At 72.0% G+C, this 18,422-nt stretch carries 20 protein-coding genes; 10 read left to right on the top strand and 10 right to left on the bottom strand.

Annotated features, from left to right (window positions below; all coding sequences use genetic code 11):
• Positions 1 to 12: 12 nt before the first annotated feature.
• The 5 genes from K1X13_RS09095 (at position 13) to K1X13_RS09075 (ending at position 6,163) form a co-directional block, all read left to right on the top strand.
• Positions 13 to 978: a carbohydrate ABC transporter permease gene (locus K1X13_RS09095; protein ID WP_221024783.1), complete on the top strand. Its 966-nt coding sequence runs from the start codon at positions 13 to 15 to the stop codon at positions 976 to 978.
• A 1-nt stretch (position 979) separates the two neighbouring features.
• Positions 980 to 1,804, top strand: a complete 825-nt coding sequence (locus tag K1X13_RS09090; protein ID WP_221024782.1) for a carbohydrate ABC transporter permease — start codon at positions 980 to 982, stop codon at positions 1,802 to 1,804.
• Positions 1,801 to 3,846, top strand: coding sequence for a hypothetical protein (locus tag K1X13_RS09085; RefSeq protein ID WP_221024781.1), 2,046 nt, complete (start codon positions 1,801 to 1,803; stop codon positions 3,844 to 3,846). Before K1X13_RS09090 ends, K1X13_RS09085 begins: the two co-directional genes overlap by 4 nt.
• 101 nt (positions 3,847 to 3,947) lie before the next feature.
• Entirely contained in the window at positions 3,948 to 4,922 is a 975-nt protein-coding gene (locus K1X13_RS09080; RefSeq protein ID WP_221024780.1) for a glycoside hydrolase family 130 protein, read from the top strand.
• Positions 4,922 to 6,163, top strand: a complete 1,242-nt coding sequence (locus tag K1X13_RS09075) for an AGE family epimerase/isomerase (RefSeq protein ID WP_221024779.1) — start codon at positions 4,922 to 4,924, stop codon at positions 6,161 to 6,163. Before K1X13_RS09080 ends, K1X13_RS09075 begins: the two co-directional genes overlap by 1 nt.
• Before the next feature lie 109 nt (positions 6,164 to 6,272).
• Here the strand turns inward: K1X13_RS09075 and K1X13_RS09070 are convergent, their stop codons facing one another.
• Complete coding sequence (locus K1X13_RS09070) at positions 6,273 to 6,767, bottom strand: heme-binding beta-barrel domain-containing protein (RefSeq protein ID WP_221024778.1); 495 nt, start codon at positions 6,765 to 6,767, stop codon at positions 6,273 to 6,275.
• Positions 6,768 to 6,882: 115 nt separating this feature from the next.
• Positions 6,883 to 7,764, bottom strand: coding sequence for a beta-keto acid cleavage family enzyme (locus tag K1X13_RS09065; protein ID WP_221024777.1), 882 nt, complete (start codon positions 7,762 to 7,764; stop codon positions 6,883 to 6,885).
• 59 nt (positions 7,765 to 7,823) lie between these two features.
• Between K1X13_RS09065 and dtd the strand changes: the two genes are divergently transcribed.
• From dtd to K1X13_RS09045, 4 genes are all read left to right on the top strand, one after another.
• Positions 7,824 to 8,249 carry a D-aminoacyl-tRNA deacylase gene (dtd, locus tag K1X13_RS09060; RefSeq protein ID WP_221024776.1) on the top strand — a complete coding sequence of 142 codons (426 nt, stop codon included), beginning with the start codon at positions 7,824 to 7,826 and terminating at the stop codon, positions 8,247 to 8,249.
• Between the two features lie 133 nt (positions 8,250 to 8,382).
• A complete protein-coding gene (locus K1X13_RS09055; protein WP_221024775.1) occupies positions 8,383 to 9,495 on the top strand; it encodes an LCP family protein in 1,113 nt (370 codons plus the stop codon).
• A 174-nt stretch (positions 9,496 to 9,669) separates the two neighbouring features.
• Complete coding sequence (locus K1X13_RS09050; RefSeq protein ID WP_221024774.1) at positions 9,670 to 11,136, top strand: sulfatase family protein; 1,467 nt, start codon at positions 9,670 to 9,672, stop codon at positions 11,134 to 11,136.
• A complete protein-coding gene (locus tag K1X13_RS09045) occupies positions 11,133 to 11,735 on the top strand; it encodes a hypothetical protein (RefSeq protein WP_221024773.1) in 603 nt (200 codons plus the stop codon). The genes K1X13_RS09050 and K1X13_RS09045 overlap by 4 nt, the downstream gene beginning before the upstream one ends.
• Here the strand turns inward: K1X13_RS09045 and K1X13_RS09040 are convergent.
• The 7 genes from K1X13_RS09040 to K1X13_RS09010 all read right to left on the bottom strand — a co-directional run bounded on the left by K1X13_RS09040 (position 11,701) and on the right by K1X13_RS09010 (position 17,104).
• Positions 11,701 to 12,804 carry an NADase-type glycan-binding domain-containing protein gene (locus K1X13_RS09040; protein WP_221024772.1) on the bottom strand — a complete coding sequence of 368 codons (1,104 nt, stop codon included), beginning with the start codon at positions 12,802 to 12,804 and terminating at the stop codon, positions 11,701 to 11,703. The two genes, K1X13_RS09045 and K1X13_RS09040, sit on opposite strands and share 35 nt — an antisense overlap.
• A 153-nt stretch (positions 12,805 to 12,957) precedes the next feature.
• Positions 12,958 to 13,254 (bottom strand): DUF1416 domain-containing protein, encoded by a 297-nt coding sequence (locus K1X13_RS09035; protein ID WP_221024771.1) that lies wholly within the window; start codon positions 13,252 to 13,254, stop codon positions 12,958 to 12,960.
• Entirely contained in the window at positions 13,254 to 14,102 is an 849-nt protein-coding gene (locus K1X13_RS09030) for a sulfurtransferase (protein ID WP_221024770.1), read from the bottom strand. The genes K1X13_RS09035 and K1X13_RS09030 overlap by 1 nt, the downstream gene beginning before the upstream one ends.
• Positions 14,103 to 14,107: 5 nt before the next feature.
• Positions 14,108 to 14,638 (bottom strand): DUF4395 domain-containing protein, encoded by a 531-nt coding sequence (locus K1X13_RS09025; RefSeq protein ID WP_308249469.1) that lies wholly within the window; start codon positions 14,636 to 14,638, stop codon positions 14,108 to 14,110.
• A 370-nt stretch (positions 14,639 to 15,008) separates the two neighbouring features.
• Positions 15,009 to 15,452 carry a TlpA family protein disulfide reductase gene (locus tag K1X13_RS09020; protein ID WP_308249468.1) on the bottom strand — a complete coding sequence of 148 codons (444 nt, stop codon included), beginning with the start codon at positions 15,450 to 15,452 and terminating at the stop codon, positions 15,009 to 15,011.
• A 156-nt stretch (positions 15,453 to 15,608) separates the two neighbouring features.
• Positions 15,609 to 16,517: an LPXTG cell wall anchor domain-containing protein gene (locus K1X13_RS09015; protein ID WP_221024768.1), complete on the bottom strand. Its 909-nt coding sequence runs from the start codon at positions 16,515 to 16,517 to the stop codon at positions 15,609 to 15,611.
• Positions 16,518 to 16,795: 278 nt separating this feature from the next.
• Positions 16,796 to 17,104, bottom strand: coding sequence for a MoaD/ThiS family protein (locus K1X13_RS09010; RefSeq protein WP_221024767.1), 309 nt, complete (start codon positions 17,102 to 17,104; stop codon positions 16,796 to 16,798).
• 115 nt (positions 17,105 to 17,219) lie between these two features.
• Here K1X13_RS09010 and K1X13_RS09005 point away from each other — a divergent pair, with 115 nt between their 5' ends.
• Entirely contained in the window at positions 17,220 to 18,005 is a 786-nt protein-coding gene (locus K1X13_RS09005; RefSeq protein WP_221024766.1) for a winged helix-turn-helix transcriptional regulator, read from the top strand.
• Between the two features lie 49 nt (positions 18,006 to 18,054).
• Here the strand turns inward: K1X13_RS09005 and K1X13_RS09000 are convergent, their stop codons facing one another.
• Positions 18,055 to 18,327 carry a hypothetical protein gene (locus tag K1X13_RS09000; protein ID WP_221024765.1) on the bottom strand — a complete coding sequence of 91 codons (273 nt, stop codon included), beginning with the start codon at positions 18,325 to 18,327 and terminating at the stop codon, positions 18,055 to 18,057.
• Positions 18,328 to 18,422: the final 95 nt, after the last annotated feature.

The following is an 18,422-nucleotide window of genomic DNA, read 5'->3' as shown; positions in this document are numbered from 1 at the left end:
GGGTGACCTGAGATGAGCATCGACACGAGCACGGCCCCGCGCCCAGGCTCGCGTCCCGGCGAGGGCGCGGAGCCGACACCTCCGCCGTCCGCACGCCCCCGGCTGGCGGTCCTCCTGGGCCGCCAGCCCCTCGGGATCGTCTTCGCGGCGCCGTACGCGCTGTTCCTGGCAGCGGTCTTCGCCTACCCGCTCGGGCTCGCGGTGTGGATCAGCTTCCACGACTACTTCTTCGCCGCCCCGGGTGCGACCGTCGAGCGGCCGTTCGTCGGGCTCGACAACTACACGGCCGTGCTCGGCGACCCGGCGGTGCGCGAGTCGTTCGTCAACGTCGCTGAGTTCCTCGTCATCAACGTGCCGCTGACCGTCGTCCTGTCCCTGCTGCTGGCCACCGCGCTCAACGGCGCGGTCCGCGGGCGGGCGTTGCTGCGGGTCGCCTACTACGTGCCCTACGTGACGGCGAGCGTCGCGCTGGTCGCGGTGTGGCTGTTCCTGTTCGCCCAGGACGGCATGGTCAACGAGGCGCTCGGCCCGCTGGCACCGGACCCGTCGTGGCTGGTCAACAGCGCGCTGGCGATGCCGGTGATCGCGGTCTTCGTCACCTGGAAGCAGCTCGGGTTCTTCGTGCTGCTCTACCTGGCCGCGCTGCAGAACGTGCCGAAGGAGCTCTACGAGTCCGCCGCCACCGACGGCGCCTCGCGGTTCCGCTCGTTCTGGCACGTGACCGTGCCCGGGGTCCGGCCGGCCACCGCGCTCGTGGTGATCCTGTCCACCATCACCGGCGCGAACCTGTTCACCGAGCCCTACCTGCTCACCAACGGCGGCGGCCCGAACGGCGCCTCCACCTCCCCGGTGCTGGTGATGTACCAGAAGGGCATCGAGCAGGGCAGCCCCGACACGGCCGCCGCGATCGGCGTGCTGCTGGTGCTCGGCGTGCTCGCGATCTCACTGGTGAACAAGAAGCTCTTGGAGAAGGACTGACATGGCACGCAGCTGGCTGAGGTACCTGACCCTGTTCGCGGGGGCACTGTTCTTCGTCTTCCCCTTCTACTACATGGTGGTCGGCTCGCTGCAGGAGTCGCCGGACACCTCGCTGCGCGGCGCCGTCCCCAGCGGCGGGCTCACCCTGGACAACTACGCGGCGATCAACGACCGGGTGAACCTGGTGCAGTCGCTGGTCAACTCCGGCATCTTCACCGGCGGGGTCATCCTCGGCACGATCGTGTTCGGCGTGCTCGCCGGCTACGCGCTGGCCCGGCTGCACTTCCGCGGCCGGGGCACCCTGTTCGCGGTGATGCTGCTGGTGCAGATCATCCCGTTCCAGCTGCTGATCATCCCGATCTACGTGATGATCGTGCGCAGCTACGGCCTCGCCGACTCCTACCTCGGGATGATCCTGCCGTTCGCGATCAACTCCACCGCGGTGTTCGTGTTCCGGCAGTTCTTCCTGCAGCTGCCCGAGGAGCTGTTCTCCGCGGCCCGGCTCGACGGCGCCGGCGAGCTCCGGGTCCTGTGGTCGGTGGCCCTGCCCCTGGTCAAGCCCGCCCTGCTCACCGCCACCCTGCTGACCTTCATCGGACCGTGGAACGAGTTCCTCTGGCCGTTCCTGGTCACCAAGGAGGCCGACATGCAACCCCTGGCGGTGTCCCTGGCCAACTTCATCGACAACATGGCCGGCCGCGCCGCGAACCCCTACGGCGCGATCCTGGCCGGGGCGGTCGTGCTCGCCGCACCCGCGGTCGCACTCTTCGTCGCCTTCCAGAAGCACTTCACCGCCTCCGACCTCGGATCAGGAGTCAAAGGATGAGACCCACCCGCTTCGCGCGCCGGGCCGGTGTCGCGTTCGCCGCCCTCGTCACCTCACTCGCGGTGACTCCCGGGCTGGTGACCGGCGCCCCCGCCTCGGCCGAACCGGCTGCCGCCTCGGCCGCGCTGACCAACCTGGACCACCTGGACTGGCTCAGCGTCTCCGTCGCGCCTCCGGCGCAGGAGGGGCACACGACGTACCGCCTCGAGGAGGAGCCCGAGGTCGGGGTCCTGTGGACCTACGCCGAGCCGAACGGCGACGGCTCCTACCGCCCCGTGGGCGGCGGCAGCTACGACGAGGCCACCGACACGTGGGGCCAGGGCGCGTTCAACGCCGACGACATCACCCGCGCCGCCGTGGTCTACCTGCGGCACTGGCAGCAGACCGGTGACCCCGCGAGCCGGGAGGCGGCCTACGACCTGCTGCGTGGGGTGACCTACCTGCAGACCGCCAGCGGGCCGAACGCCGGCAACGTGGTGCTGTGGATGCAGCCCGACGGGACGCTCAACCCGAGCGCCGAGCCGGTCGAGTACCCCGACCCCTCCGACAGCGACGCCTCCTACTGGCTGGCCCGCACCATCTGGGCGCTGGGCGAGGGATACGCCGCGTTCGCCGAGGAGGACCCCGCGTTCGCCGGGTTCCTCCGCGACCGGCTGGAGCTGGCCGTCGACGCCGTGGACCGGCAGGTGCTGGACCGGTACGGCGAGCACCTGACCATCGACGGCGAGCGGACCCCCGCCTGGCTGATCGCCGACGGTGCCGACGCCTCCGCCGAGGCAGTGCTGGGCCTGGCCGCCTACCAGTCCGCCGGGGGCTCCGCCCGGGCGCGGCAGGTGCTCGGCCGGCTCGCCGAGGGGATCGCCGCTCTCGGTGGCGGCGACGCACGGTCCTGGCCGTTCGGCGCCGTCCGGCCCTGGGCCCTGTCCCGGTCGCTGTGGCACGGCTGGGGCTCGCAGATGCCCGCCGCGCTGGCCCGCGCCTCGGTCGCGCTCGACGACCGCGCGCTCGCCTCGCCCGCCGCGACCGACTCGTTCACGTTCGACCCGTGGCTGCTGACCTCGGGCGGTCCCGACAACGGCCGGATGCCGACCCGCGGGGACCGCTCGCAGATCGCCTACGGCGCCGACTCCCGGCTCCAGTCGCTGCTGGCCACCGCCGACGCCTCGCCCGGGACCGTCGACGCCGCCACCGGGCTCGCCGGGATCGTCGCCGCCTGGTACTTCGGGGCGAACCCGGCCGGGGTCGCGATGTACGACCCCGAGACCGGACGCACCTTCGACGGGATCAGCGGCGACGGCACGGTCAACCCGAACTCCGGCGCCGAGTCCACCATCCACGGACTGCTGTCGATGCTCGCCCTCGACGCCCACCCGGCGGTCGCCGAGCGCGCCCGGACCGCGACGATCACCGACCGGGTCGGCACCACCACGCTGCAGGCCGAGGATGCCGCGCTGTCCGGCGACGCGTCCGCGGTGGCACCCGGGTCGCTGTGGACCGGGGAGTCGCTGTTCGGCGGCACCGGCTACGCCGGCCTCGGGCCCGGCTCGTCGGCCCGCCTCGACCTGGCGGGGCTGCCGCGGTCGCTGGTGCTGCCGGTGCTCGACCTGACCCCCGGCAGCGAGGCGGTCACGACGTTCCGTGCCGGGGACCGGGTCCTCGGTCGGGCGGCCTCGGGTGACGTCGGCGCGCAGGGCGACTCGCCCGCTCCCGGTGCGCTGCTGCCGGTCACCCTGCCGGGCGCGCTCCCCGACGACGCCACGCAGCTGACCGCGGCCACCTCCGGCGGCTCGGCCCGGTTGGACGCGGTGATGCTCGAGCCGCTGGTCTCGCACCTGGTCCTGGGCGGCGACGACCACGGCACCGCGCTGCTGTCGAGCGCGTCGGAGAAGGCCGAGCGCGCTCACGTGCGGGTCCCCGGCTCCGGCCCCGCGCGCATCGAGGCGTACGACGGGCAGGGCAACCGCGTCGACGTACACCTCTCCCCCGCCCGGACCGTCCCGGTCACCGTCCCCGCCGGAGGCTTCGCCATCGTCCGACGCTGACCACACCCCCTGAACGCACGACCCCCTGAACGCACGACCCCCTGAACGCACGACCCCCTGAACGCACGACCCCCTGAACGCACGACAACGAACGAGGAGACATGTCCGCACACGCCACCCCCCACGCAGAGTTCCCGCTCGGCCCCTTCACGCCCTACCCGCAGAACCCGATCCTGCGCCCGCAGGGAGACACCTGGGAGTCCGCGAGCGTCTACAACCCGGCCGCCGTGGTCAAGGACGACAAGGTCGTGCTGCTCTACCGCGCGCACGCCGACGACATCGTGTCGCACGTCGGGCTGGCCACCAGCGAGGACGGCATCCACTTCGACCGGCACCCGGACCCGGTGCTCTCCCCCAGCGAGGACTACGACGAGTTCGGCTGCGAGGACCCGCGGGTCACCGAGGTCGACGGCACCTACTACATGACCTACTCCGGCTGGGACCGGAAGTCCGCGCTGCTGTGCCTGGCCACCTCGACCGACCTGTACACCTGGACCAAGCACGGCCCGATGTTCCCCGACTTCAACACCTTCCTGCCGCAGGGCAACGGCCAGGACGCCCCGTGGAGCAAGGCCGGCGGGATCCTGCCGGAGCCGATCGACGGCCGGTACCTGATGTACTTCGGCGAGGGCTCGATCTGGTACGCCTGGTCCGACGACCTGATCCACTGGACGCCCTGCTCCAACGACGAGCCGGTGATGGTGCCGACCCCGCCGGGGACGTTCGGCGAGTTCCTGGTCGAGGTCGGGCCGCAGCCGATCCTCACCAACAACGGCCTGGTCCTGCTGGTGCACAACGCGGCGGTGAAGAACGACGACGGCACGGTCCGCTACACCTGCGGCCAGCTGCTGTTCGACCCCGCCGACCCGGCCACGATCCTGGCGCAGATGAACCGGCCCTGGCTCGAGCCCACCACCCACGAGGACACCCACGGCCTGGTCTCCAACGTCACCTTCGTCGAGGGCCTCGTGTACTTCCGGGACACCTGGTTCGCCTACTACGGGCAGAGCGACTCGACGCTCGGTGTGGCCACCTACAAGGTCGGTGACCGCTACTCCAAGCTGGGCGCGTCCTGATGGCCTGGCTGACCTCACCCGCGCACGGCCGCTGGCTCGAGGCCGAGGGGGACCGGCTGCTCTCCTTCTCGGCGGCGGCCCGGCACCCGGCCGGTGGCTTCGCCTGGCTCGACGTAGCCGGCCGGCCGATGCTGGACCGGCCGGTGGAGCTGTGGATCAGCTGCCGGATGACCCATGTGTTCGCGCTCGGCCACCTGCTCGGCCGGCCGGGCTGCGGACCGTTGGTCGACCACGGGCTCGCCGCCCTCGCCGGCAGGTTCCGCGACGCCGAGCACGGCGGGTGGTACGGCGCGGTCGACGCCTCCGGTCCGGCGAAGCGGGACAAGGAGGCCTACCAGCACGCGTTCGTGGTGCTCGCCGCGGCGAGCGCCACCTCCGCCGGCCGGCCGGGTGCCCCGGCGCTCCTCGACGAGGCGCTCGGGGTCCTGCTCGGCCGGTTCTGGGACGACGAGCACGGGATGGTCGTCGACGTCTGGGACGAGGCCTTCTCGGACCTCGACCCCTACCGCGGCGTGAACGCGAACATGCACACCGTCGAGGCGCTGCTCGCGGCCTACGACGCGCTCGGTGACCGCGACCTCGTCGGCCCCGACCTGCTCGAGCGGGCCCTGCGGATCATGACCCGGGTCGTGCACGACCTCGGGCCGGCGCACCGGTGGCGGCTGCCCGAGCACTTCGACACCTCGTGGCAGCCGCTCCTGGACTACAACCGGGACACCCCGGCCGACCCGTTCCGTCCCTACGGCGCGACCGTCGGGCACTGGCTGGAGTGGGCCCGGCTGGCGCTGTACCTGCGCGCAGCGCTGGGCTCGTCCGCGCCCGAGTGGCTGCTCTCGCACGCGGAGTCGCTGTTCGAGGCGTCGGTGCGCGAGGGCTGGGCGGTCGACGGGGCGGACGGGTTCGTCTACACCGTGGACTGGGAGGGACGGCCCGTCGTACGCGAGCGGATGCACTGGGTGGCCGCCGAGGCGACCGCGACGGCGGCCGCGCTGCACACCGCGACCGGGTCACCGGAGTACGCGCGCTGGTACGAGACGTTCTGGGACCACATCGGCGAGGTGTTCCTCGACCACGACCTCGGGTCCTGGCGGCACGAGCTCGACCCCTCGAACCGGCCGAGCGGGGTCACGTGGAACGGGAAGCCGGACACCTACCACGCGCTCCAGGCCACGCTCGTCCCGCGGCTCCCCCTGGCGCCGACGTTCGCCGCGGCCCTGCGTGACGGCCTGCTGGACACGTGACACCACCGTCGACGCCGTACGACTGACGTCTCAACGCCGTACGACTGACGTCTCGACGCCTCACGGGTGACGCCTCAACGCCGAACGGGTGACGCCTCAACGAGGGGGGTTACTGGCGGACGAGGCGTCCCCAGAGGTGGGGCTGGAGGTCCTGGCCCATGGCGGCCATGTCGTAGGCCCACAGCAGGTCGCCCTCGACGAGCCCGTAGAGCCGGTGGCCGCCGACGTACTCCTTGGCGGTCTGCGTGCGCGCGACGGCGTCGGTGGCGATCTCGACCTTGGCGCCCTCGGCCTGGCCGTACCAGATCTCCACGAAGCCGGTGTTGTGCGTCATCACGACCTCGAGCGTGCCGTCGGCCTTGGGCCGGAAGAAGCCGGTCTCGATCGCGGCGTCGCGGACCTTGTTGCCCTCGGCGTCGACGATCCACGCCCGGCTCATGTAGTGGAAGAACGGCCGGCCGTCGTGGGTGAAGATGACCTCCTGACCGAACTGGAACGGCTCGATCGTCGGGTAGTCACCGTGGCCGTTGCCGCGCCAGGTGCCGAGCAGCCACGCGACGGGGGCGCACTCGGGGTGCAGGTTGTCCGGGAGTTCGAAGGCCATGACCTAGGAGTTGTCTGCCTTGAACATCTTGTAGAGGACCAGCACCGACACGTAGCCACTGAGCAGCACGACCGCCGCCATGAGCGCGATGAACACAGCTTCCATGCCGCGGAGTCTATCGGCGTTTGATCTGGAGCAGGTCGCGGGCTTCGTCACACGACATCGGCGTGCGCTGCGCGAGTGCCCCGAGCCGGACGGCGCGCTCCACGAGCTGGGCGTTGTGCTCGACGGGGACGCCCTTCGCCAGGGTCAGCACGTCCTCCATCCCCACGCGCAGGTGACCGCCCTTGGACAGCGAGGCGAGCGCCACCGGCAGCGTGGAGCGGCCGATCCCGGTCGCGGACCAGGAGGTGACCGCGTCGGGCAGGGCCGCCACCGCGGCGACCAGCGCGTCCGCCGTCCCGGGCATCCCGCCGGGCACGCCCATCACCAGGTCCACGTGCACCCGGCCGCCGAAGGGCAGCCCGTGCTTGTCGAGCAGCCGGTGCAGCGCGTGCACGTGGCCGAGGTCGAACAGCTCGAACTCCGGGACCACCTCGCGCTCCTGGGAGAGCCGGTAGAGGTCGGTGACGAACGGCCACGGGTTCAAGAAGACGTCGTCGCCGAAGTTGGTGGTGCCCATGGTCAGCGAGCACGAGTCGGGCTGCGCGTCGAGCACCTTGAGCCGGTTCTCGAGCGGGTCGTGCACGGAGCCGCCGGTGGACAGCTGCACCACCAGGTCGGTCTCGGCGTGCAGCGCGTCGACGGTCTCGGTGAGCCGGACCAGGTCGAGCGTGGGCCGGTGCTCCCCGTCCCGGATGTGCACGTGCACCATCGCCGCGCCCGCGGCCTCGCAGCGCTGCGCGGTCTCGACGAGCTCCTCGAGCGTGGTGGGCAGCGCCGGGCAGTCGTCCTTGCTCGTCTCCGCGCCGGTGGGGGCGACGGTGACCAGCAGGTTGCCGGGGGTCCTGGGGGTGCCGGCGGTCGGCGCGGCGGGGCGGTCGGAGGTCACGCTCATGCGCGTCATCGTGTCAGACTTCCCACCGCCCGTCGATCTCGACACAGGAAGATTTCCCGATGCGAGCCGTTGTTCAGCGTGTTCTTGAGGCATCTGTCTCCGTTGACGGGAAGGTCGTCGGCTCGCTCCCCGGTCCGGGGCTCGTCGTACTCCTCGGCGTCACCCACGACGACGGTCCCGACCAGGTGTCCTGGATGGCCCGGAAGATCTGGGGGCTGCGGATCCTGCGCGAGGAGCGCTCCGCCTCCGAGGTCGACGCGCCGATCCTGGTCGTCAGCCAGTTCACCCTGTACGGCGACGCCCGGAAGGGCCGCCGCCCGACCTGGAACGCCGCCGCGCCCGGACCGGTCTCCGAGCCGGTCTACGAGGACGTCTGCGCTGAGCTCGAGCGGCTCGGCGCGACCGTGGCCCGCGGCGTCTTCGGGGCGGACATGCTGCTCTCCCTGCAGAACGACGGCCCGGTCACGGTGATCCTGGAGACGTGAGTGACGCATGTGACTCGGAATTCGAGCCATGGGCCCGATTTCCGTAGCATGCGTGAGATGCCGTCTTTCCCGCGCTGTGCGGGACGCGTGCACCGCGCACGGCGACTCGACGCGACAGCGACCTGGGAGACCGATGAGCAGGACCGACAACGAGAGCTCACCGGGGTTCAGCACCGTGGCCGACGGCCGCGGTCACGGACGCCGGATGGCCGACCAGACCTGGTTCGGCCGCCACCTCGTGGCGGTGTGCCTCGTCGCGGCCGGCGCGCTGCTGGTGGGCGCGCTCGGCTCCTGGGTGCTGTACCTCAACAACCAGATCGGCAACGTCGAGCGGGTCGCCCTCGACCTCGACGAGGACCGCCGGCCGGCGCGCGCCGGCGCGGCCACCGACGGCGCGATGAACATCCTGCTCGCCGGCGCGGACGCCGGGGAGGGCCCCTCGATCGCCCAGGCGGTCGCCGACGGCGCCTGGGACTCCGGCTCGCACCGCAGCGACACCATCATGGTCCTGCACATCACCGCCGACCGGGAGAAGGCCTACCTGGTCTCGGTCCCCCGCGACACCTACGTCGACATCGACGGCGTCGGCCGGTCGAAGATCAACGCGGCGTTCTCCGAGGGCGGCCCCTCCCTCTACGTGCAGACCATGGAGGACTTCACCGGCCTGCGGATGGACCACCTCGCGATCATCGACTGGGAGGGCTTCCGCGAGCTCACCACCGCGATCGGCGGGGTCCCCGTCTACATCCCCGAGGACATCTACGACCCGTCCCAGGACGTGCAGTGGAACGCCGGGACCGAGGAGCTCGAGGGCCGGCGCGCGCTCCAGTACGTGCGGATGCGCTACGGCCTCGAGGAGGGCGACTTCGACCGGATCAAGCGCCAGCAGAACTTCCTGCGCTCGTTCATGAAGAAGATGCTGTCCAACGGCACCACGAGCAACCCGCTCAAGGTGACCAACTCCGTCGAGGCGATCGTGAAGTACCTGACCGTCGACTCCGACTTCGACAACAGCGAGATCCAGAGCCTCGCGCTCTCGCTCCGGTCCCTGGACGAGAAGGACGTCACCTTCGTGACCGTGCCCAAGGCCGGCTACGGGACCACCCCCGACGGGCAGAGCGTGGTGCTGCACGACGAGCAGCAGACCAAGGCCCTGTTCCGGGCGGTCGAGAACGACAAGATCCGCGCCTACATCCGCAAGTTCGGCTCCGACGACGTGCTCGGCAAGGCCACCGAGGTCCAGTAGGTGCCGTGCGGGTGGGAGGCTCCGGGGCGGCGACGCCGGGAGCGTTCGCCGCATTCTGCGACAAAACCGGTCCGCTTCTCTTTACCATGAGGTGACGCCCGTACTCGGACGGTGCCGCCGGCCCGGGGACACGTGCGCCATCACGCACCCACGTCACCCTGCGAGGACCTCAACATGCTCACGATCATTCGGGGGATGGTCGCGGCCGTACTCATCCTGGCCGGCACCGCCGCCGTCACGGCGGCCCCGTCGACGACCGCACAGGCGGCGCCCGCGCCGCAGCCCAACATCCTGCTGATCACCACCGACGACCAGTCGCTGAGCGACCTGCGCTGGATGCCGCGGACCAGGCGGCTCCTCGGCGAGGGCGGGGTGACCTTCCCGCGCTCGATCTCGCCGCACCCCCTGTGCTGCCCGGCGCGAGCGGAGATCCTCACCGGCCAGTTCGCGCAGAACAGCGGCGTCCGGCACAACCGGGGCCCGTACGGCGGCTACAAGGTGCTGAAGGAGCGCAACACCCTCGCCACCTGGCTCGACGGCGCCGGCTACCGGACCGCGTACGTCGGCAAGTTCCTCAACGGCTACCGGGCCGCCGACGGCCGGGTCCCCGGGTTCGACATCTGGAACCCGACGATCAAGAACGTGTACGGCTACTTCGACTACACGATGTTCAACAACGGCCGGTTCAAGCACTACTCCACGCTGCACAACGCCGACCTCGTCGGCCAGAAGACCGTGGAGTACATCCGCCAGCTCAGCGGCCGCCGCCCGTTCTTCATCTGGGCCTCCCAGGTCGCCCCGCACACCTCCTGCGCGACCAAGGAGACCTGCTGGCAGCCGCCGCTCCCGGCCCGCCGGCACCGCAACGTGCTGGCGGACGCCGTCTCCCCCTCGGTGACCTCCCCGTCGTTCAACGAGGCCGACGTCAGCGACAAGCCCGGCTACATCCAGGACCTGCCGCTCCGCGACGCCGACGACATCACCTACCAGTTCCGGCAGCGGATCCGGTCGCTGCAGGCCGTCGACGCGTCCGTCGCCGACGCCGTCCGCGCCCTGAACGAGGCCGGCGAGCTCGCGAACACCGTCATCCTGTTCACCTCCGACAACGGCTTCCTGCTCGGCGAGCACCGCTTCTACGGCAAGGACGTCCCCTACGAGGAGGCGCTCCAGGTGCCGATGCTGATGCGCGGCCCCGGCATCCCCCGGGGCGTCAGCCGGCCGCAGACGGTCACCACGGTCGACATCGCGCCCACGATCGCCGACCTCGCCAACGTGCGGCCCGGGCTCACCGTCGACGGCCGGAGCATGCTGCCGATGGCCAAGAGCCGCTCCGCCCCGTCGTACGACACCGTGCTCATCCAGGCCGGCACGTCCCGCCAGGCCGAGCTCGAGAACGACGGCTGGCGCTACCGCGGGGTCCGCACCGCGCGGTACACCTACGTGTACTTCGCCACCGCCGGAACCACCGAGCTCTACGACCGCAGGCGGGACCCGAACCAGCTCCGGAACGTCTCGGGCGACCCGCGGTACGCCGCGATCGAGGCCGAGCTGACCCAGCGCGCGCTGCTGCTCGGCGAGTGCGCGGGCTCGTTCTGCCGCCAGCGCTTCGGCCCGCTGCCCAAGCCGCTGGCCGGCCGGTGAGCCGGCGCCGGGCTCTCGTGGTCCTGCTCGCTGCGGCCGTCCTGGCGCCTGCCGGGCCCGCCGCGGCGGCGTCGCTCGACGTCGTCGACGGCCGCGGGGACGTGTGGACCTACGACGTCGACCCGCAGAGCCCGAAGACCTACCGGCGCGCGCCGGAGGTGACGCGGGCCGACGTCACCCGCGCGACGTACACCCTCACCGACCGCCGGGTCACGGTCACCGTCCGCCTCGCCGAGCTCGGCCCGGGCGGCGGCCCGCTGCACGTGCGCACCCGGATGCGTGCCGGCGACGGCGTGCGGCACGTGGTCGGCGTCAGCGTGACCCGCCGTCACCCGGACGGGGTGGCCCGGCTCACCGACTACCACTTCACGCCGGTCGACTGCGCGGTGCGGCACCGGGTCGACCCGCGGCGCGACCTGCTTCGGGTCGGCTTCCCCGCCCGCTGCGTCGGCGGCCCGGCCTCGCTGGAGTTCACGAGCGCGGTGGCCCGCCGGGTCGGCGGTCTCTACCACTTCGACAACCCGCACACGAGCGGCCCGAACCCCAAGGGCTGGACGGCGCCGGTCAGGCGCGAGCGGCCCCGATCCACACCTCGCTGATCGCGACGGTGTTCCGCGCCCCGCGCTCGGAGCCGAGGATCTCGAGGGTGACCTGGTCCGATGTGGTCCGGGGGATCCGGACCCGGCGCATGTCCCGGTCGGTGGCCGAGCCGCTCATCGTCTGCACGAAGGACGTGCCGTCGGCGAAGGTCCACCGCACCTTGGTGAGCCGGTTGTTCTCGGCGTAGCGGTCGACGCCGCTGGCCGGGTCGGTCTTCGCGTAGCCCGGGACCAGCCCGACCTCGCCGACCGTGACCTCCTCGGGCAGCGCGAGGCTGACCTGCTCCCCTGCGCCGGAGCCGTCGCAGCGCCACGCGGTGGAGAGGTCGCCGTCGTAGACCTTGGCCGGCTCGTAGGTGACCGCCCTGCCGGCCGAGTCCACGGAGTCGTCGGACTGGCACGAGGCCGTCGCGGACCCGACGGCCACCGCGTCGACCGGCCCGCGGTACGTCGACGGGGCGGGCTTCTTCGCCGGCCCGCCCTCGGCGCTCTGGCTCGGGGTGGCCGCGCCGTCCTCGGACAGGGTGACGCCGTCGGGCTCCTCCACGGTCGCGTCGGCCTCACCGACCCCGCTGGAGAAGACCCGGCCGAGCCCGTAGGCGGTGACCACGAGCAGCAGCGCGAGCCCCACGAGCAGGAGCGGGGGCAGCAGCTTCCGCCTGCGCTCGTCCGGGTCGTCCTGCCGGTCGGCGTCCCTCGACGGGTCGTCGGTGCCGGGGAGGAACGGCCGGTCGTCCCGCTCGACGTACCCGGCGTAGACCGGCAGGTCGTCCGGCGCGGGACGCTCGACGGCCCGGGTCGGCTCGCTCGCGGAGGCGCGGTGCAGTCCGTGGTACTGCTCCACGGACCACGCCTGCGTCGGCTCGGCGGACTCCGGTGCCTGCTGCACCGGCGGCTCCGGTCGGCGCTCGGCCGGCTGTCCCGCTGCGGTGGGCGGCGCGGCGCCGGCGGCCCCGGGTCCCTCGCGCAGTGCGCGCTCGTACCCGCGCCGGTAGGCCTCGGCGTACTCCGGGGGCAGGTCGGACGGCAGGTCCGACTGGCTGTCACTGGGCGGGTTATCTCCGGACATGGGTATTCACGATACGAAACGCGCCACCCAGGAGCCAACCGGCGATAGACCGGTGGACCGGCGCCGGGAGGTCCGCCCTGGGCGGCCCCGGACGTGCGAGCGCCCCCGCGCCGGCTGCGTGAGCCGGCCCGGGGGCCTCGTCGTGGGACTGCGTCAGATCGCGACCGTGACCTCGGCGACCGAGCCCTGCTGGGCGACCACGGTGCGGTCGACCGGGTCGGCCTTCGGGGCCAGCGTGCGCAGCGTCCACTCGCCCGGGGAGGCGAAGAACCGGAAGTGGCCGGTCACGGAGGTGGGCACCTCGGCGGTGAACTCGCCGGTGCGGTCGAGCAGGCGCACGTAGGCGTTGCCGACCGGCTCGTCATCGCGGGTGACGATGCCCTGGATCACGGACTCCTTGGCGACGTTGACGCCCTCGAGCGAGACGCCGCCGGTGGTGGCGCCGCACATCAGGCCTCACCCCGCTCGTCGCCCAGGGCGACCGGGACGCCGACGAGGGAGCCGTACTCGGTCCACGAGCCGTCGTAGTTCTTCACGTTCTGCTGGCCGAGGAGCTCCTTGAGCACGAACCACGTGTGCGAGGAGCGCTCTCCGATCCGGCAGTAGGCGATGGTGTCCTTGTTCCAGTCCACGCCGGCCTCGCTGTAGATCTTCTGCAGCTCGTCGTCGGACTTGAACGTGCCGTCGTCGTTGGCCGCCTTGCTCCACGGGACGCTGGCCGCGGTCGGGATGTGCCCGGCGCGCTGGGCCTGCTCCTGCGGGAGGTGGGCCGGGGCCATCAGCCGGCCGGCGTACTCGTCGGGGCTCCGGACGTCGACCAGGTTCTGGACGCCGATCGCGGCGACGACCTCGTCGCGGAAGGCGCGGATCGAGTGGTCCTGCTCCTTCGCGGTGTACGTGGTGGCCTCACGGGTGGTCGCGTCCTCGGTGAGCTCGCGGCTGTCGAGCTCCCACTTCTTGCGACCGCCGTCGAGGAGCTTGACGTCCTCGTGGCCGTAGAGCTTGAAGTACCAGTAGGCGTAGGCGGCGAACCAGTTGTTGTTGCCGCCGTACAGCACGACCGTGTCGTCGTTGCTGACGCCGCGCTCGGAGAGCAGCGCGGAGAACTGGTCCTTGTTCACGAAGTCACGACGGACCTGGTCCTGCAGGTCGGTGGTCCAGTCGAGCTTGATGGCGCCCTTGATGTGGCCCTTGTCGTAGGCACTGGTGTCCTCGTCGACCTCGACCAGGACCACCTTCGGGTCGTCGAGGTGCTCGGCTACCCAGTCGGCGTCGACGAGTGCGGATTCGCGGCTCATTGCTTCTAACCTTTCGTTGCGACCGGGATCGGACCGGCGCTGGTGTCTTCGGTGGTGGCGGTGCGTGCAGTCGTGGTGGTGCGTGGGGCCGTGGGGCGCGCGGAGTCGGGGAACGCCCGGCGGACGAGCAGGTAGAGCTCGCAGCCCAGGCAGAACCCGAAGGCCGCGTTGAGGAACGCCGCGGCCAGGGCGAACCCGGTGGCCACGACGCCGACGGTGGTGGCGCCGGACAGGAAGCCGACCACCGCCACGACCGCGAAGCCGAGCCCCACGGCCTGGGCGAAACGCGGCGGGCCGGCATCCTCGATCTCGGTCGGCGGCGCCAGCCGCGGCCGGACCACGGTCTTGAAGAGCCAGGCGTACGGCGTGTGCTGGATGCCGGCCGCCGCGCCGATGCCGAACAGGACGGTCTGCACCGCGAGCAGCGTGGTCGCCGTCCCCGAGGGGGCGGTGAGCAGCACGGCCGCGAGCAGCACGGTGGTGAGGGTCGCTGCGAACCGCGGGCCTCGCGGGTCGATGCGGGTGGTGGCTGGCAAGGGGTTCTCCTGCGTCGGGAGCACGTCCGGGGCGGTCCGGGACTCCGACCGGAGCGGTCGGGTCGGGCCGGGGGCGTGCGGGTGGGCGGCCTCGGGAGGCACGGGTACGTCGGCGCGCGGGCCGACCCGGGCGGGTCGGGGATCCGGGGCAGAACCGGCTCCTCGAGCGGGAGACCCTGTCTCCTGGCTCAGCGGCGGCTGCGACGTCCCGTCAGGACATTCGACACAGCGACGAGCGCACGCGGCAGTGGTCCACCGCGCGGCGCTTGGTCAGCATGGTCGAGATCATGGACCTGAGACTAGAGGTCGGGGCCGATGCTCCGGAAATGGCCGTCTTGAAATATGGACAGCCGTCCCAGGATGCGGAACATCAGGCGAGCTCGCGGGCGAGGGTGGCGAGCACCTCGTCCTTCTTCGGGGCACCGCTGGCCCGGGTCACCTCGCGGCCGTGCCGGTCGAGGACCAGCGTCGTGGGCGTGCGCGCGACGCCCAGGCGCCGGACCAGCTCGAGGTGGTGCTCGGCGTCGACCTCGACGTGGACGACGCCGGGCACGACGTCCGCGACGTCGGCCAGGATGCGCCGGGTCGCCCGGCACGGAGCGCAGAACGCCGACGAGAACTGGAGCAGGGTGGCCCGCTCCCCGAGCTCGTGGTCGATGTCGCTGCCGGCCAGCACGCTCTCCACGACCTCCTCCTCGACCGCGCCCTTCACCCGGTGCGTGCCGCGGAAGCGACCGTCGCGGGCGGCACGGTAGACGCCGAACGCCGTCGCGAGGACGAGCGCGACGACGAGTACCCAGGCTCCTTGGCTCACGTCCGCACTCAACCACGCCGGCCCGCCGGGCATTCCCGGCATCCGCGGCACGGTCGGCGCCGGCGCTCCTCGTCGCCCCCGGGAACGAGTCGGCCCCCGCCGGACCACGGAGGTCCGGCGGGGGCCTGTGCGCCTCGGATCAGCAACTGTGGGAGGTCAGCGGCTGCTCTGGGGACGCTTGCGGGCGACCATCACGCCGCCGGCGGCGAGGAGACCGAGGCCACCGAGCGCCACCAGGGCCAGGTCGTCGGCGCCGGTCGCGGGCAGGACGCCTTCGGCCGGCGCCACAGCGGCGGCGGGAGCCACGGCAGCGGGAGCGACCGTGACCGGGGCGCGGTTCGCGGTGGCGGCCATCTCGCCCTCTACGCCGAGCACCTCGGGCCCGCCGATCTCCTCCTCGACGAAGCCGGGGACCGCGGGGCCACCCGGCACGGCCGGCTGCTCCGGGGTCATCGGAACGGTGGGCTCCTCGGGGGTGCCGGGGTTGCTCGGCTCCTCAGGGGTCGTCGGCTGCTCCGGCGTGGTCGGGGTCTCGGGCGTGGTCGGGGTCTCCGGGGTGCCGCAGTTGCCGTCCTCGGACATCGGGGTGCCGTCGGGGCAGGTCTTCTCCGGCTCCTCCTCCACCGGCGGGGTGGAGTCGGTGCAGCCGGTGTGGGCGGGGTTGCCCTGGGCGATGCCCTGGTTGCCGTCGCACTCGTAGCCGTTGTTCCGGTCGCTCGGACCGGGCTCCTGGCCCTGCGGGTTCTTGTTGTCGGCCTTGCCGACGCTGCCGGCGGCGGGACGGCCGGTGGCCTCACCGTCGCCCTTGCCGTTCTCCGACGGGGACCCGTCGCGGGTCGAGCAGTACGGACCCTCGGGCCCGTTCTCACAGTCGTAGGAGTTGGCGCCGCCGTCGTTCTTGTCGGCCTTGCTCTCGGGCTGCGGCTCGGTCGGGTCCCCCTGCGTGGCGGCGGTGCCGCTCGCGTGGCTGGAGGCCTGCTCCGCATGGACGGGGCCGACGACCCCGACGGTGGCGAAGACGGTGACGAAGGTGGCCGTGGCCACCCGGAAAAGGGCGTGCTGCATCGCGTGCTCCCTACCTGTAAAGATTTCCCCCCCGGCTCAGCTTCGGAGCCAGGAACCGCGAACGCAGTTCGTTGTACGTTCGTGCGATCTTCAACGACGAGTGGTTCCCGTGGTCACGCCGATATGGCCCATTCGGGCCAGGTTTTACTTTATGAGGGCGGAACTCCCGAAACTTGCACGCGAAAATCCCCCGAACCACCGCATAACTTCCACGTTGAGAGGTCACTCGTGCGGCGTTGAGAGGTCACTCGTTCGGCGGGAGGCCGGGTCAGGCCGGGTCAGCCTCCGGCGAACGGCGGGAGCAGCTCCACGGTGTCCCCGTCCTGGAGCACGACGTCCGCCGGGTCCGTCGTACCGACCGGCCGGTCACCCACGAGCACCGAGCAGACCGAGAGCACGTCGGCCAGCCGGGGACGGTCCGCGTGCCGCCGCCGTACCGTCTCGAGCAGGTCGGCCACCGTCTTCGCCTCGTCCAGGGGCACCCGCTCCTGGCCGGTCCCGGCGGCCGCTCGGGCCGCTGCCCAGAAGTGCACGACAACGGACTGTGCCGTCTCGCCCTCGCGGATTGCCGAAGCCTCGTCACCCATGTTCGGTATCCTGCCTTATCGCGTCTCCCGGGCAAGACCGCCTTCCGCGGCCGACCGGACCACGCCCAGCGGCTCAACGGCGAGTCGGAGGATGACCTCTTCCCGAGGAGGTGCCATGAGCACCCTGCTCCTGCTGACGAGCGCCCTGCAGCCGTCGGCCGAGGTGCTGCCCGCACTCGCCCTGCTCCCCCACCAGGTCAAGATCCTTCCCGCCGAGGGAAGCGCGCTGCTCGAGGCGCCGGAGACCGACGTGGCGCTCGTGGACGGCCGCCAGGACCTCGCGCAGGCTCGTGACCTGTGCCGGCTGATCCGCACGACCGGGTCCGACGCGCCGCTGCTGCTCATCGTCACCGAGGGCGGCCTCTCGGTCGTCGCCGCCGACTGGGGCATGGACGACGTCCTCCTCGCCACCGCCGGACCCGCCGAGGTCGAGGCGCGGCTCCGGCTCTCGATCGGGCGGCTCGCCGCGAAGCGCGACCCGGAGGATCCGGAGGCGCACGTGATCCGCTCCGGCGAGGTCACCGTGGACGACGCGACGTACACCGCAAAGCTGGGCGGACGCCCGCTCGACCTGACGTTCAAGGAGTTCGAGCTCCTCAAGTTCCTCGCCCAGCACCCGGGCCGCGTGTTCACCCGCCAGCAGCTGCTGCAGGAGGTGTGGGGCTACGACTACTTCGGCGGCACCCGCACCGTCGACGTGCACGTACGCCGGCTCCGCGCGAAGCTCGGCCCGGAGAACGAGGTGCTCATCGGCACGGTCCGCAACGTCGGCTACCGGTTCGTGCTGCCGCCGAGCGACCGGGGCGCCTCCGGGGCGGCCGCCGGTACGACGGACATGGCGGACGTCGCGGAGCCGGTGGACGAGCCCGACGCCGTACGGGCGCGGGGTCCACGCGACTGACGCGAGCACCGCGGGCGGTCTCGCTGCGGCAGGGCGCGGCGGGTCGGCGTCAGGCGACCGGGGCGAGAGCCGGGGCCGCGGTCTCCACCGGAGTGCTGCTCTTCGCGGCGGGGACCGGCGCGACCGCAGGCTGCTCCGTCCGCGGGGCGGGGCTGGTGTCCACCGGGGTCGCGATCGCGAGGACCGGCTTCGGTGTGCGGCGCTTCTGAGCGGCTGCGACGTCGTCGGCCAGCGTCTCCTCCAGCCAGGACAGCCACAGCAGCATGCCCAGGCACAGGAGCGGGACCAGCGCGGCGAAGGCGAGTGACCACGCAGGGTTCATGACGAGATCTCCATGTTGTCGAGAATGCGACTGGGTGTGAGGTGCCCAGGCCCGGCGCAGGCATGCGTCGCTTCCGGGTCCTCTTAGGCTGGTCC

Origin of the sequence: Nocardioides jiangsuensis (assembly GCF_019679455.1) — a bacterium.
Classification (GTDB): Bacteria; Actinomycetota; Actinomycetes; order Propionibacteriales; family Nocardioidaceae; genus Nocardioides_C; species Nocardioides_C jiangsuensis.
This window is presented reverse-complemented; position numbering and strand designations above follow the sequence as displayed.